10 protein-coding genes are annotated in these 14,701 nt (G+C 70.1%); 7 read left to right on the forward strand and 3 right to left on the reverse strand.

Annotation, left to right across the window (positions count from 1 at the left end; genetic code table 11):
- The first annotated feature begins 76 nt into the window (after nt 1-76).
- The 6 genes from D451_RS28845 (at nt 77) to D451_RS0120655 (ending at nt 7,704) form a co-directional block, all read left to right on the forward strand.
- Complete coding sequence (locus D451_RS28845) at nt 77-1,591, forward strand: hypothetical protein (protein ID WP_017535828.1); 1,515 nt, start codon at nt 77-79, stop codon at nt 1,589-1,591.
- Nucleotides 1,592-2,130: 539 nt separating this feature from the next.
- Nucleotides 2,131-3,054 carry a lytic polysaccharide monooxygenase auxiliary activity family 9 protein gene (locus tag D451_RS0120635; RefSeq protein ID WP_017535829.1) on the forward strand — a complete coding sequence of 308 codons (924 nt, stop codon included), beginning with the start codon at nt 2,131-2,133 and terminating at the stop codon, nt 3,052-3,054.
- Between the two features lie 320 nt (nt 3,055-3,374).
- Nucleotides 3,375-3,740, forward strand: a complete 366-nt coding sequence (locus D451_RS0120640; RefSeq protein WP_014912565.1) for an RNHCP domain-containing protein — start codon at nt 3,375-3,377, stop codon at nt 3,738-3,740.
- A gap of 2 nt (nt 3,741-3,742) precedes the next feature.
- Nucleotides 3,743-4,174, forward strand: a complete 432-nt coding sequence (locus D451_RS0120645; protein WP_017535830.1) for an RNHCP domain-containing protein — start codon at nt 3,743-3,745, stop codon at nt 4,172-4,174.
- 222 nt (nt 4,175-4,396) lie between these two features.
- Nucleotides 4,397-5,785: a class II fumarate hydratase gene (locus D451_RS0120650; RefSeq protein WP_014913620.1), complete on the forward strand. Its 1,389-nt coding sequence runs from the start codon at nt 4,397-4,399 to the stop codon at nt 5,783-5,785.
- Nucleotides 5,786-5,949: 164 nt separating this feature from the next.
- Nucleotides 5,950-7,704 carry a serine/threonine-protein kinase gene (locus D451_RS0120655; protein WP_026125234.1) on the forward strand — a complete coding sequence of 585 codons (1,755 nt, stop codon included), beginning with the start codon at nt 5,950-5,952 and terminating at the stop codon, nt 7,702-7,704.
- 332 nt (nt 7,705-8,036) lie between these two features.
- Here D451_RS0120655 and D451_RS0120660 read toward each other — a convergent pair whose 3' ends face one another.
- Nucleotides 8,037-8,723: an aggregation-promoting factor C-terminal-like domain-containing protein gene (locus D451_RS0120660; protein WP_017535831.1), complete on the reverse strand. Its 687-nt coding sequence runs from the start codon at nt 8,721-8,723 to the stop codon at nt 8,037-8,039.
- Between the two features lie 43 nt (nt 8,724-8,766).
- Entirely contained in the window at nt 8,767-9,492 is a 726-nt protein-coding gene (locus D451_RS0120665; RefSeq protein WP_017535832.1) for an aggregation-promoting factor C-terminal-like domain-containing protein, read from the reverse strand.
- A 414-nt stretch (nt 9,493-9,906) separates the two neighbouring features.
- Here D451_RS0120665 and D451_RS0120670 point away from each other — a divergent pair, with 414 nt between their 5' ends.
- On the forward strand, nt 9,907-13,140 hold the full coding sequence (locus D451_RS0120670) for an SCO7613 C-terminal domain-containing membrane protein (protein ID WP_017535833.1): 3,234 nt from the start codon (nt 9,907-9,909) through the stop codon (nt 13,138-13,140).
- 93 nt (nt 13,141-13,233) lie between these two features.
- Here the strand turns inward: D451_RS0120670 and D451_RS0120675 are convergent, their stop codons facing one another.
- Nucleotides 13,234-14,586: a PhoH family protein gene (locus D451_RS0120675; RefSeq protein WP_014910017.1), complete on the reverse strand. Its 1,353-nt coding sequence runs from the start codon at nt 14,584-14,586 to the stop codon at nt 13,234-13,236.
- Nucleotides 14,587-14,701 lie beyond the last annotated feature (115 nt).

Consider the following 14,701-nt stretch of genomic DNA (forward strand, 5'->3'; position numbering starts at 1 on the left):
TCCCGGTGGCCCGGGTGCCCCCATGGGTCCCGGTGGCCCGGGTGCCCCCATGGGTCCCGGTGGTCCCGGGGCTCCGATGGGTCCCGGTCAGCCTCCCTACGGCGGTCACTTCCAGGGAGCACCGGTTCCGCCCCCCGAAGGCGGTGGTCGTCGTCGCAAGTGGCTGATCCCCACGGCGGCGGGCGTGGCCGTGGTCCTGATGGGCGGCACCGTCTGGGCCGCCATGTCCCTGGCCGACTTCAAGGGCCCCCAGCCCGAGTCGGTCCTTCCGGGGAACTCGGCCGCGTTCGCCAAGGTCGACCTCGACATCAACGGCTCCCAGGCCGTCGACCTGCTGCGCTTCGTCGACAAGCTCCCGGACGAGATCTCCGACGAGATCGGTGAGTTCGACGAGGACGACACCGAGAGCCCCTTCGCCGAGCTGTTCTCCGACACCTACGACCTGGATCAGGCCTCGGTCGAGGAGTGGATCGGTCGGAAGGCGGGTGTGGCGGCCTGGAACACCGATGACACGAACGCCGGGGACTCCGACGGGATGGCCTTCGCCATCGCTCTGGGGGTGGAGGACACCGGCGCGGCCGACGCGCAGTTCAACGAGCTTCGGGAGAGCCACGACGTCCATCACCGCCTGGTCGACGACTTCGTGGTCTTCACCGACTCCGAGGCCGCGCTCGCCGACTACGACGAGCAGATGTCGATCAACGGCGACCTGGAGAGCGACGAGACCTTCAAGGGTGACGTGGACACCACCCCCAAGGGCAGCATCGCCCTGGCCTGGGCCGACCTGGGCGCCATGCCGGACAGCGCGGACCTCGGCAACGAGCTGGCCCCCGAGCTCGGCTCCGACGCCTCGGTGAGCGGCCGGATGACGGCCTCCTTCCGTGTCGACAACGACTACCTCGAAGCCCGGATGGACGTGCTCGGGCTGGAGGTCGAGGGCGCCGACACCGATTGGCTGGCCGTCGGCTCCGGTGGAAGCCTGGAGGCGATGAGCGGTCTGCCCGGCGGCTCCGTCATGGCCTTCGGTGGCAGCGGGCTGGACGAGATGTTGAGCCTGGCCTGGGAGAACGACGAGTTCCCCGGTCTGGACGGGGACGAGCTCCGGGAGATGGAGTCGGACATGGCCTCCGTCGGGGCTCCGCTGCCGGACGGGTTCACCAGCCTGCTCGGCACCTCCTCGGCCTTCGGCGTGGCCGACCTCGACATGAACTCCCTGATCGGTTCGTACGGTTCCTCGGAGCCCTCGTTCATCTTCCGGGCCGTGGGCGCCGACGAGGACGTCTGGAACGAGCTCCTCGGCGACGTCTCCAGCCCGTACTCGACCGCCCCGACCGTGGGGTCCGACGGTGACGCGGTGACGCTCAGCAACGGGAGCATCGGCGGGGGCACCCTGGCCGAGGACCAGGTCTTCCAGCAGACGATGGCCGGTATGGACGACGCCGTGATCGCGGGCTTCGTGGACCTGCGACAGCTCACGAGCGGCCAGGTCTCGGCCCCCGATCAGTGGGGGGCCGTGGGCATGGGGATGACCGTCGCCGACGGTGGCGAGCACATCATGGTCGAACTGCGGTGGGCGCCCAGCGGGGGCTGACCGGCGTAAGGGTTCGCACGGCGGCGCGGAAGGGGGCCCCCTTCCGCGCCGCCGTCGTCGTGGGGGCCGTCCGGTGGGCGGCCCCTCGTCCTTTTCGAAGCGCGCGGGACCGCTCCGCCCTCGTTCGTCCTTTTCCATGAAAATCGCCCTCGCGCATGACAAAGGAACGAGGCTTCACGACAAAAGGCGATAACGCTTTCCGGGAGCCTCGGAGCATAAAGCGGACACGGAGGGTGAAGACGTTTTCTCATGGATCGGTCCTGTTCGGCAGGGTGATCCACCATCAACCGAAAACAAACCTTACTGTTGCCTGGATCACTCGTCAACCCCGCAGGCCACGGCCTTTTATTCCAGGAAACCTTCCCTTTCACCAACATCTCTGTAATAGTCACCACCCATACCTTTCGGGCGGGCTGGAACCCCCGTGGGCCCCGTGCCACCGGGCTGCCCGAAAGGTCGTCCCTCCAGCCCGGACGACCGCGCGGGTTCGCGACCCGCGCGGTGCCCCCGCTTGTCCATGACTTGAGGAGAACCCCCTGATGAGGTTCGGACGACTCGCACGCTCCGCCGCCGTCCTGGCCGCCGTTCCGGTGGCCGTCACCGGTCTGGCCGTCACCCCGGCCGCCGCCCACGGCACCCTCGGCGACCCGATCAGCCGGATCGCCGCCTGCTACGCCGAAGGCCCCGAGACCCCGCAGTCCGAGATGTGCGTCCGGCTCGTCGAGGAGAACGGCACCCAGCCTCTCTACGACTGGCACGAGGTCAACCTCGCCAACGCCGACGGACGCCACCGGGAGATCATCCCCGACGGCCAGCTGTGCAGCGCGGGCCGGGACAAGTACTCGGCCCTGGACAACCCCGGCGACTGGGCGAGCACCGCCGTCACCCCGTTGCCCTCCGGAGCCGACTACACCTTCGAGTACACCGCCGCCGTCCCCCACGCCGGCTACATCGAGTACTACGTGACCACCGACGACTGGGACCCGAGCACCCCGCTCACCTGGGACGAGCTGGAGCCGGAGCCCTTCGCGATCGACGACCAGCCGGTCGCCGAGAACGGCACCTACACGATGACCGCCCGCCTGCCCGAGAAGAGCGGTGAGCACCTGATCTACACGATCTGGCAGCGCACCGACAGCCCCGAGGCGTTCTACACCTGCTCCGACGTCACCTTCGGAGGCACGAACGCCACCGTGATGCCGGCGGCGCAGACCGAGGCCTTCGACGTGGACCTCACGGCCTACGAGGACCTCGACCACGACCACGCCGCGACCACCGCCGACTCCGAGGACGCGGGGACCGCCGACACGGCCTCCGACGGACACGGCGCCCACGCCGCCGGTGAGGAGGCCCTCGCCTCCACCGGTACCGCCGTCACCGCCCTGTTCGCCACCGCCATCGCGCTGATGGCCGCGGGGGCCGGCGCGCTGCACCTGTCCCGTAGGCGTCGAGGCCTCGTCTGATCCGAGGCGCTCCCTCGGTGTCGGTCGATCCCGACACCCTCGCGGCCCCGTTCACGGACTCGTTCCGGAACGGGGCCGCGCTCCGTCCCCCGGAAAACCCGTTGCCCCGGTCTCCGCTCCCCGGCTACCGTCGAACGGTCGGACCACGAACATCAGGACAGGTGGGTATGCCCCGGAACGCGCCGAGCGCGCCTCATGACAACACGGTCCTCCGCCCGTCCCGGACCCTCCGGATCGGCTGAACGGAGCACCGTCCTCCGTCGAGTCCCGCTCGGCGCTCTTGCTGATGAACCTCTCATCCTTCGGCAAGGAGTCTCCGGGTGTCCAACACCGACCCCACCTTCGGCATCGCCGACACGTCCACCTTCACCTGTCTACGCTGTGGCACCTCCGTCTCCGTCCTCTCCCCGGACGGGGCGGAACGCGACCACTGCCCGAGCTGTCTGACCGGCCGCCACGTCCACGAACGGCGCTCGGGCGGACGCTCCGACTGCGGTGGCCCCATGGGGCCGATCGCCGTCGTCTCCGATCACGATCGTTGGCGGCTCGTCCATCGTTGTGCCCACTGTGACGGGCTCTCCGAAGGGGACGTCGCCTCCGACGACAACCGTCTCGTACTCATGCGCATCGCCGTACGGCCACTGGCGGAACCGCCGTTCCCGCTCGAACTCCTCGGGGAGGTGTGAGCGTGGGCCGACGTTCCGACCGGGGAGGAAGGCGCCCTCAGCGTCCCAAGACCTCCCTGCGTTCTCACGGGGATCGGGGCCGTCGTCACGGACCGACCGCGGAGTCCTTCCGCTGTCTGGAGTGCCGACTCGACGTGTCCACACGCGCGCCGGGGACCGCGCATCGCAACCACTGTCCGAACTGTCTGACCAGCCGTCATGTGGACGGCCGGCTCCCCGGGGATCGGTCGGCCGGTTGCGGTGGCCGTATGACGGCCGTGGGGATGACGGCGCGCTCGGACGGCGAGTGGATGCTGGTCCATCGCTGCGTCTCGTGCGGTGGGCTCGGCACCAACCGGGTCGCCGGGGACGACAACGTCCGGGCCCTGGTCCGGTTGGCGGTGCGACCGCTGTCCGATCCGGCTCTGACCCGGTCTCTTCTGACGCGTCTGTGAGATCTCGCGGGCCCGCTCCTCGGGGCGGGCCCGCCCGTCCGCCGAGAGCGCGCGAGCGGGCGGGGATCGCGGCCGTTCGTCGAGGTCCCACGTCCGGGGGGAGGGACGCGCTCACACGCCGACATGACGTGCGCAACACCGTGAAGGCCGGGTGAGGTGCGATGTGCTCTCGTGCGTCTGGCAGGCTTTAGTCACAGGTTTTCCCAGGAGAGTTGGGTTGCAATGAGTGAGTTCCGTATCGAGCACGATTCGATGGGTGAGGTCAAGGTCCCGGCGTCGGCCAAGTGGCGGGCCCAGACCCAGCGTGCCGTCGAGAACTTCCCGATCTCGGGCCAGGGGCTGGAGAACGCCCACATCGCCGCCCTCGGCCAGATCAAGGCCGCCGCGGCCAAGGTCAACGCCGAACTCGGCGTGATCTCCGACGAGCTCGGCGAGGCCGTGCGCGAGGCCGCCCTCGAGGTGGCCGAAGGCAAGTGGAACGACGAGTTCCCGATCGACGTCTTCCAGACCGGTTCGGGCACCTCCAGCAACATGAACACCAACGAGGTCGTGGCCACGGTCGCCAAGGAGCGCACCGGCCTGGACGTTCACCCGAACGACCACGTCAACGCCTCCCAGTCGTCCAACGACGTGTTCCCGTCCTCCATCCACATCGCCGCCACCTCGGCCGTGCAGAACGAGCTGATCCCGGCGCTGCGGCACCTGGAGGGGGAACTCACCCGCAAGTCGGTCGAGTTCGCCTCCATCGTCAAGAGCGGCCGCACGCACCTGATGGACGCCACCCCGGTCACCCTGGGTCAGGAGTTCGCCGGGTTCGCCGCCCAGGTCCGCTACGGTGTCGAGCGTCTCGAGGCCGTCCTGCCGCGCGTGGCCGAGCTGCCCCTCGGCGGTACCGCCGTCGGCACCGGCATCAACACCCCTGAGGGCTTCTCCGCCCGGGTCATCGCCGAGATCGCCGCCAACACCGGCCTGCCGCTGACCGAGGCCCGCGACCACTTCGAGGCGCAGGGCGCCCGCGACGGTCTGGTCGAGCTCTCCGGTCAGCTCCGGACCATCGCCGTCGGCTTCTGCAAGATCGCCAACGACATCCGCTGGATGGGCTCGGGCCCGACCACCGGCCTGTCCGAGATCTTCCTGCCCGACCTACAGCCGGGCTCCTCGATCATGCCGGGCAAGGTCAACCCGGTGCTGTGCGAGGCCATGCTCCAGGTCTCCTCCCAGGTCGTCGGCAACGACGCCGCGGTGGCCTTCGGCGGTGCCTCGGGCAACTTCGAGCTCAACGTCCAGCTGCCGATGATCGCCCGCAACGTGCTGGAGTCGATCCGTCTGCTGGCCAACGTCTCGACGGTCTTCGCCGACCGCTGTGTGTCGGGGATCGTGGCCAACGAGGAGCAGTGCCGCGTCTACGCGGAGTCCTCCCCGTCCATCGTCACCCCGCTCAACCGCTACATCGGCTACGAGGAGGCGGCCAAGGTCGCCAAGCAGTCGCTGGCCGAGAAGAAGACCATCCGCGAGGTGGTCGTCGAGCGTGGTTACATCGAGGACGGCAAGCTCACCGAGGAGCAGCTCGACGCCGCCCTCGACGTCCTGAAGATGACCAACTCCCGGTAGGCCGTCCACGGACTCCTCTTGGGGCGCCCCGCGCACGCGGGGTGCCCCCTGCTGTGTACCGGTTCGGTTCCGTCCTCTTGTCCGCGGGAACCTTTCGCCGGTCGGGCACATCGGACATCCTTGCCAGAACACCCAGCACAGAGCCCGCTTCGAGAGGGCGACAGATGTCGAGTTACAGCGAACGCCCCATCGCCGACCGTTACGTGCTCCGCCGAGAGCTCGGACGCGGTGGCATGGGCATTGTCTGGGAGGCGCACGACACCGCCCTTGACCGCGTCGTGGCGATCAAACAGGTGCTCCTCCCCGGCCACTTCACCGACGCCGAGCGCGACGACGCGCACGCTCGTGTGCGTCGAGAGGCCCGCTCCGCGGCGCGGGTCTCCCACCCCACGGTCATCACCATCCACGACGTCTTCGACTACGAGAACAACCCCTGGGTCGTGATGGAGCTCGTGGAGGGCGGTTCCCTCCAGGACCTGTTGGCCCGAGAGGGCACGCTCCCCCCGGAACGGGTCGCCGACATCGCCGAGTCCCTGTTGAAGGCGGTGCGAGCGGCGAACAACGCGGGCGTCCTGCACCGTGACATCAAGCCCGGCAACATCATGATGTCCTCCGATGGCAGGGTCATCCTCACCGACTTCGGCATCGCCACGATCGAGGGCGGGCCGAGCATCACGCGGACCGGCGCCCTGATCGGTTCCCCCGAGTACATGCCCCCCGAGCGCCTGGAGGGCGGACCGGCCGAACACCGGGGCGACCTGTGGAGCATCGGTGTGACCCTGTACTCGGCGGTGGAGGGATCGTCCCCCTTCCACCGGGACTCCATCACGGCGGCGATCGCCGCGGTGATCTCCGCCCCGCTGCCCCCGATGACGAGGGCCGGATGGCTGGAGCCGGTGATCTCGGGTCTGCTGGAACGCGACCCCGACCGCAGACTCACCGTGGAGCGGGCGCTGGAGCTGCTCGAGCGGTGCCGTGCCGGTGGCGGGTCCAGTGGGCCGACCGGCGCCATGGCGGCCGGGGGTTTCGGTCATGTCGAATCCCCCACGCCCCATCCCTCTCTCCATGCCCCCAGCGGCGGCCACCCCGGTGGCGCCGGATACTACGCCCAGGGCCCCTACCCCGGAGCCGGCGGCGCGGGTCACATGGGCGGCCCTCCCCCGGTCGGCCACCGTTCCGCGGGCCACCCCTCCGGTCCGGTCCCGAGGCGTCGCTCCTCCAAGGGTCCGTTGATCGCCCTGCTCTCCATCGCCGCCGCGGCCCTGCTGATGGTGATGGGTCTCGGTGTCATCGGAGTGCTCGTCGGGGGCGAAGAGGCCGGTGGCGACCTCTCCGCGGAGGACACCATCGCTCCCCGGGAGCGTGACGGCGGTGGTGAGCAGGACGCGCCCATCGAGATCGAGGGGACCCCGCCCCAGTACGACGACGACGATCTCCAGCCCTACACCTCCGACTGGTTCTCGATCTCCTACCCCGGCGGGTGGACGGTCACCAACGAGGCGATCGACGAGCCCTTCGCGACCTTCGTCGCCCCGGGCATGGAGCACCAGATCACGGTGGAGGGCTGGGAGGAGACGGAGTTCACCGGGACCGGCGCCGAATTCCTGGACCAGAGCCGCGCCGGCACCGACATCGACGGTGAACAGACCCGGGACTACGAGGTCCTCGACACCGAGGACTTCGACCGGGAGGACTTCTCCGACGGCCTGGCCGGGCTGGACGTGGCCTACGTCGAGGCCGACCTGGTGAACGACACCTGGAACGATCCCGAACGCCGTTTCTGGGCCTACGCGGCCGTCGAGGAGCGTGGAGACCACCGGATGTTCTACCTCGTCACGGTCAATGTGCCGCGTTCCGAGGAGGGGGACTTCGACAACATCCCCGAGGACATCATCGAGACCTTCTCCCCGGTCCGCTGACCTTCCCTCGAACGGGGAACGGCCCCGTGCGGAGTGATTCCGCACGGGGCCGTTCGTGTTCGGTCCTCCTACGAGGATCCGGGGGTCGTGACCGGTACTAGGGAGTGTTTTCTGGGTGCTTTCGTTCGGCATCGGCGGAGCCGATCCGTGGCGAGCGGCAGCCGGGCGATCTCTCGCCAGACGACGAGCGAAGGTGCCCCTACTGTGCCCTGCTACGCAGGCTCCGCAGGATCGCACAGCGGGGGCCCGCCCGGGTTCGGCTGTCCGAGCGACGTCGGCGCCGCGAGAGGAAGCCCGGCCACGCGAGCGCGGAATGATCCAAAAAACACGACCTAGTACCAGCCGACGGACTGGGAGTGGGCCCAGGCGTCACAGGGGGTGCCGTAGCGCCCCTTGATGTAGTCGATGCCCCAGGCGATCTGCGTGGCGGGGTTGGTCTGCCAGTCGGAGCCGTGCGTGGCCATCTTGCTGCCGGGAAGCGACTGCGGGATGCCGTAGGCACCGGAGCTCGGGTTCTGGGCCGAGGGGTTCCAGTTGCTCTCCTTCTCCCACAGCGGCTCGAGGCAGCCGGAGAACTGGTCCTCGCCCCAACCCTGATCGAGCACCATCTGCAACGCGATGCCCTTGGGGTCGCCGCTGGGCGGGGGCGTGGTGGACCCTCCGTCCTCGTCGGACTCCTCCTCTTCCTCCTCCTCTTCCTCCTGGATCGAGCTTCCGGTGGCGGAGGTGCTGAGCACCCCTCCACCTCGAGCCGAGTCACGCTGATCCTGGGCCTGGGCGCGCAGGTCCGCGAGCTCGTCCTCGCTCAACTCCTCGGAGGCGAAGAAATCTTCGTCACCGTCTCGGATCTCCGTGTCGGTGGCGGGTTCCTCGGACGTGGGGACGGTGGCCGCGTTGGTGGCGGCGTCCGGGTCCAGACCGTCGTCCGCGAAGGCGGAGACGGCGAACGTCGCGCCGGCGACCAGGGTCGCCGCACCGACCACTGCGGTACTGCGCAGCGACATACGGTTGAGTAGCACGTTTGCCTTTCCCAAAAGGGGGTTTAGGGCAGGGAAAAACCTATTAATACCAGCCGACGGACTGCGAGTGTGACCAAGCACCGCAAGGGGTCCCATAACGCCCCTTGATGTAGTCGATGCCCCAGGCGATCTGCGTGGCCGGATTGGTCTGCCAATCAGAGCCGTGGGAGGCCATCTTGCTGCCGGGAAGCGACTGCGGGATGCCGTAGGCACCGGAGCTCGGGTTCTGGGCCGAGGCGTTCCAGTTGCTCTCCTTCTCCCACAGCGGTTCCAGGCATCCGTAGAACTGGTCGGAGTCCCACCCCTGGTCGAGCACCATCTGCAACGCGATCTCCTTCGCGGAGCCGGAGGGGGCCGAACCGCCCGAGGAGGAACCGGAGGGAGCCGACGAGGCGGTGGAGGTGCTCTCGGCGGGCTCGGGATCCGGTTCCGGGTCGGGCTCGGGTTCCGGCTCGGCGATCCCGCTCCCCGTTCCGCTTCCCGACGACGCCGCGGCCGCGACCGCCGCGCCGGAGCGCTCCCTGGCCTCCTCACGCCGGTCCTCGCGGTCCCGCTCGTCCTGTGGAGAGGGGCTCGCGAAGAAGTCGTCCGAGAGGTCCACCGCCTCGGGGCTTTGGAGATCCGGGAGGGCCGCCGTGGAGGCCGCCCTCTCCGGGTCGAGACCGTCGTCGGTCTGCGCGAAGGCGGAGACCGTGAACATGCCGCCCGCGACCAGCGCGGCGGCACCGACGGCGCTCATCTGGCGCCAGGAGATGCGGTTGAGTAGCAAGATCGCCCTTTCACGTTGACACACGCGTGTCCCGCTCGGGGAATGCGCGTGGTGTGGGTCGCCGCGTCGGACCGCGTGGCCCTCGACGACCTGCCGTGGAGGGGACGGTTTCGACCGTTCGACCGACCACGGGGTGGGGCACCCACACGGGAGGGGGTTGCTCGGTGCAGCGCATTCAGCCTGCACCATCGTCACGGTAAAGTAACGCCGTTTTTACCGTGTCCTGAATCACATCACGGAATGTACGGTTATTTCACCGCTCTGACCTGCGAAGAGACACGAAGGGTCAAGGGGTGATCATGTCCGGACAGGTCTGTGTCACGTCTCTCCCCCCGGAGTGACCCCGGGCCGCGTCCGCCGTCTGAGTACCCGTACGGATGTGCCCGCACGGGCGGGACGCCCAGGATGAACCGTATGAACGCCGAAGGAACCCCGTGGCCGCCCGGGGCGGGTCCCCAGTGTCCCGACTGCCGTATCGCCCTCGCGCCCTCGGCCCACGCCTGCCCGCACTGCGCGCTCTCCCTCGTAGGGCCCACGGCGCAGCGTCTGTGGTGGATCGACGCGGAACTGGTCTCGCTGGACCGACGCCGAGACACCCTCCTCGCCGAACGCCCCCGTGTCCTGGAGCGACTGCGCCGGGAATCGTCCGTCGGAGCCGGGGCGGCACGCTCCTCGGAGCGGCCCCTTCCGTCCGAGGCCCCCGCCATGGGGCTCTCCCCCGTCCCGCAGGGGCCACCGCCGATGCCCGGAGGCGCCCCGTCCGGCGGTCGCGTCCGCGACTCGGCCCAGAACGTCATCCTCGGGCTCGGAGCCCTCCTCATCGGTGTCGCGGCGCTCGTCTTCGTCGTCTGGAACTGGAGCACGATGGGGACCGGGGCCCGGGCCACCGTGCTCGGAGCCATCACCCTGGCCTTCGCCCTCCCCGCCCCGCCGCTGTACCGGCGCGGCCTGCGCTCCACCGCCGAGACCTTCGGCATCGTGGCCGCCGGCCTGCTCTGCCTGGACGCGTTGGCCCTGTGGTTCCACACCGACGGCCTCACCAACACCGCCGGTTACACGGCCGCCGCCCTCGCGGTGATCGGCTCGCTCCTGGCGCTCTACCGACGGCTCGTCCCCCTTCGCTCCCCGTCGGTGCTGATCGCCCTGTTCGCCCAGCCGATCCCGCTCCTCCTGGTGCTGGCCCTGCCCGTCGACACCTCCTCGTCCCCGGCCTGGATCCTCGCCTCGATCTCCGCCACCGCGCTCGCCGACGCCGTCGTCCTGCGCCTCCTCGGTCCCGCACACCCGGGGGCACCGCTCCGCACTCTGCGCGCGGCCGCCATCGCGATGTGGACGCTCACCCTTCTCCTGGTCGTCCCGACTCTGGCCCTGCTCACCTTCGAACGGTTCGACCCCTGGCACGGGTGGGGCCTCGTGGCGGCCCTGCTCCCGGCCGGGGCGGCCGTCCTTCTCCTGGCCCGACCGAGAACGGAGCCCGTCTCCCCCCTCTCCTGGCACCTACCTGCGGGCCTGGCCACCCTGACCCTGGTCCCCCTCGCCGCGGGACCGCCGATCCTTCCGGCCCTGCCCCGAACGATCTCCTCCCCCGGAGGCCTGTCCCTCTCCGACATGGCCGAGCCCGCCGTCGCACTCTCCTTCGGAGACCGGGCGGTCGACCTCCTGCCCCCGGCGAGCCTGCCCCACCTGATCGCGATCCCGGTGGCCGCGCTCCTGGCCCTGGGCGTGCTGTGGAGCACGCACCGACGGGCCCTGCCCGTCCTCGCCGTGCTCCTGGCCCCGGTGACCCTCCTGCCCCTCCCCCTGTTGGCGGGGGCCTCCCAGTCCGTGGTCGCGGTGGGGGCGGCGGTGCTCGGCGGTGGACTGGTGCTGCTGTCCGCCGTACTGCCCGGCCGGTCCGGCCTCGTCGCGCCGATCACCGGCGCCCTGACCCTGGTGGCGGGCCTCGTCTGGGCCCTGCCCGAGCGGTACACGACCCTCACCGTCCTGGTGATCGTCGCCCTCACCGCGATGATCTGCGCCCTCGGAGCGCGTCGATACGCCGGACGCCGCCCCCACTCGGTGCCCTCTCTGCTTCTGGGAACCGCCCTGACCTGGGGTACGGCCCTGGTCATGGGCCTCGTCCACCTGGTCGGGATCCGGATCGAGGCCGGCCGGGCTCCGGACCAGTGGTGGCTTCTGGGGGCCGTACTCGTCCTTCTGGCCGTGACCGTCCTCGTCCTCGCCGGAGCCCCGCTCCGCGCCGCCCCCTCCTCGAAGGCCGAGGGGTCCGGGCGACGCGACGTGTTCGAAGTCGTCGGGCTGGCCCTGCTGACGTCGCTCCCCCTGGTGGTCGGGCCGCCCGGCGCCCCCGTCGTGGCCTTCCTCTCCCGCTCCTTCCCGCTCTACGGGGCACCGGTCGAGGCCCTGACCCACCCGGCCCACGAGTTCGTGGGGCTCCCCGACTCCACGGCGGCGGGCCCGGCCGTGGCTCTCGGAGCGTTGATCTCCGGCACGGTGGCCCTGCTCGTGGTCGCGCTGGTGTACCGGAGGCCGCTGCTCCGGGCCGCCGCACTGCTCGCCCCGGGTGTCCTCGTCCCGTTGCCCTTCGCTCTGGGGCTGCCCTTCGTGGTCGCCCTGGTGTGGACCCTGCTGGTCGGATCGGTGTCGATGATCTGCGCCGGGCCGATCCGCCGGGTCGGGGTAGCCCTGGTGCCGTGGACCGCCGGCGCCTTCACCCTGCTGCTCGCGACGAGTTGGGCCCTGTCGGAGCGTTACTCCACCGTGGGGGTCCTGTTGGTGGTCGCGGTCGCCGCCTCCGTGTCCGCCGCCCTCGCCCGTACCCGGGCGATCGCCGTCGCCTCCACCGCCACGGCGACCTTCGCCACCGGGGCCTTCGCCCTCGGCCTACTCCTGACCTTGGACGTATCGGTCGAATACGCGGCCTTCGGTCCGCTCCTGGTGGTCGCCGCCTTCGTCGCCGCGGCCCCGCGCCTGGCCTCCCCTCTCTTGGAGGCGACCGAGATCCCCGCCGCCGTGTGGGCGGCGCTCGCCCTCGGCACGGCCCTCGTCTTCGGCACCCGCCCCGAGGTGATGGCGACCTCCCTGGCGGTGGTCGGCGTGCTGGCCCTGGCCCGCGCCCTCCACCCCGACCGCCGATGGACGGCCGCGGTCGGCGGGATCCTGATGCTCTGCGCGCTGTGGACCGTGCTGTACGCCTGGGACGTCTCCGTTCCCGAGGCGTACACGGTCCCTCCGGCGCTCGCCTTCGTGGCCATCGGCCACGAATGGTCGCGCCGCGCCGAGAGGCCCGTGTCGAGCCTCCTGACCCACGGCGGCGGGCTCGTCCTGCTCCTTTTGCCCACGGTGCTGTCGGCTCTCGACGGCGATGGGATGGAATGGCGGGTGCCCGCTGCCCTGGCCGTCGGCCTGGCCATGGCCCTGTGGGGCATGCGCGCCCGGCTGCTCGCTCCCCTGCTGATCGGAGCGACCGGGGTGTTCCTCGTCTCGCTGCGCGCCTTCGGCCCTCCGCTGTGGGATCTGACCCGGGCGATGCCCAACTGGGTGCCGATCGCCGTGATCGGTCTACTGCTGCTCTTCGTCGGAGCACGTTACGAGGCCGGGCTGAACCGGCTGCGCCGGGCCGGGCACTACCTCGGACGCCTCCGCTGACAAGGGGCGTGGCCCCTCCACCGGCGGGGTGGAGGGGCCACGTACGTCGTCGGGGTCGGGGACCGGTCGTTCAGGGGACCTCGGGGACGAGGGTCAGTTCTCCAGCATCTCGGTGACCAGGGCGGCGATCGGAGAACGCTCGGACCTGGTCAGGGTGACGTGCGCGAACAGAGGGTGGCCCTTGAGCTTCTCGATGACCGCGACCACACCGTCGTGCCTGCCCACACGCAGGTTGTCGCGCTGGGCGATGTCGTGGGTGAGCACCACCCGGGAGTTCTCGCCCAGCCGGGAGAGCACCGTCAACAGGACCCCGCGCTCCAGCGACTGGGCCTCGTCCACGATCACGAACGCGTCGTGCAGCGAACGACCTCGGATGTGCGTGAGCGGAAGGACCTCCAACATCCCCCGGTCCACGATCTCCTCGATGACGTCCTCACTGGTCACGGCCGACAGGGTGTCGTGCACCGCCTGACCCCAGGGCGTCATCTTGTCGTTCTCGCTCCCGGGCAGGTAGCCCAGTTCCTGACCGCCCACGGCGTACAGCGGGCGGAACACCATCACCTTGCGGTGGCGGCCACGCTCCAGCACGGCGTCCAGGCCGGCGCACAGGGCCAGGGCGGACTTGCCCGTACCGGCGCGACCGCCCAGGGAGACGATGCCGACGTCGGGGTCGGCGAGCAGATCCAGGGCGATCCGCTGCTCGGCGCTGCGTCCCTTGAGACCGAAGACGTCCCGGTCGCCCCGCACCACCTTCACCGACTTGTCCGCCTGGACCCGACCCAGGGCGCGCCCCTGGTCGGAGACGAGCACCAGCCCGGTGTGGCAGGGCAGCTCCTTGGCCTCCTCGATCTCGCTCTCACCGTCGGAGAACAACTCCTGGATGTCGGCGGCGGGCACGTCCAGCTCGGCCATACCGGTCCAGCCGTGCTCGATGGCGAGCTCGGCCCGATACTCGTCGGCCACCAGACCGATCGACGAGGCCTTGATCCGCATCGGCAGATCCTTGCTGACCAGGACGACGGAGTCCTCCTCCGTCCGCTCCTCCCGAAGGTTGCGGGCCACCGTCAGGATCCGGGTGTCGTTGTCGCCGAGCCGGAAGCCCGCCGGAAGGATCGCCGGATCGCTGTGGTTGAGCTCCACCCGGAGCGTGCCGCCCTGGTCGTTCACCGGTACGGCGACGTCCAGACGGCCGTGGACCACCCGGAGATCGTCCAGGAGTCGCAGCGCGCCGCGGGCGAAATACCCGAGTTCCGGGTGGTGACGCTTGCTCTCCAGTTCGGTGATCACCACCACGGGGATGACGACCTCATGCTCGGCGAAGCGGGTCATGGCCAACGGGTCGGCGAGCAGGACACTGGTGTCGAGCACATAGACGCGCGTCCCCTCGGTCGTCTCGGGGACGGCCGGGGGCTGGGTGTCACGGCGATCGGTCGAGGAACTAGCCACTCGTTCTCCCCTTGGGCACCACGAGGGTGCCCTGCTGTCACGGGATCATGGAGGACCGGGACCCGCCCCATGAGGGCCGGGTCCGGCCCTCCTCGTCGATGTTCCGCAGTACAGC

Source organism: Nocardiopsis alba DSM 43377, from assembly GCF_000341225.1.
Classification (GTDB): domain Bacteria; phylum Actinomycetota; class Actinomycetes; order Streptosporangiales; family Streptosporangiaceae; genus Nocardiopsis; species Nocardiopsis alba.

What these genes read in the sequence shown, in the direction of transcription:
- D451_RS28845 (WP_017535828.1), top strand. Translation starts at nt 77, where the DNA reads ATGGGTCCCGGTCAGCCTCCCTACGGCGGTCACTTCCAGGGAGCACCG.
- D451_RS0120635 (WP_017535829.1), top strand. Translation starts at nt 2,131, where the DNA reads ATGAGGTTCGGACGACTCGCACGCTCCGCCGCCGTCCTGGCCGCCGTT.
- D451_RS0120650 (WP_014913620.1), top strand. Translation starts at nt 4,397, where the DNA reads ATGAGTGAGTTCCGTATCGAGCACGATTCGATGGGTGAGGTCAAGGTC.
- D451_RS0120655 (WP_026125234.1), top strand. Translation starts at nt 5,950, where the DNA reads ATGTCGAGTTACAGCGAACGCCCCATCGCCGACCGTTACGTGCTCCGC.
- D451_RS0120670 (WP_017535833.1), top strand. Translation starts at nt 9,907, where the DNA reads ATGAACGCCGAAGGAACCCCGTGGCCGCCCGGGGCGGGTCCCCAGTGT.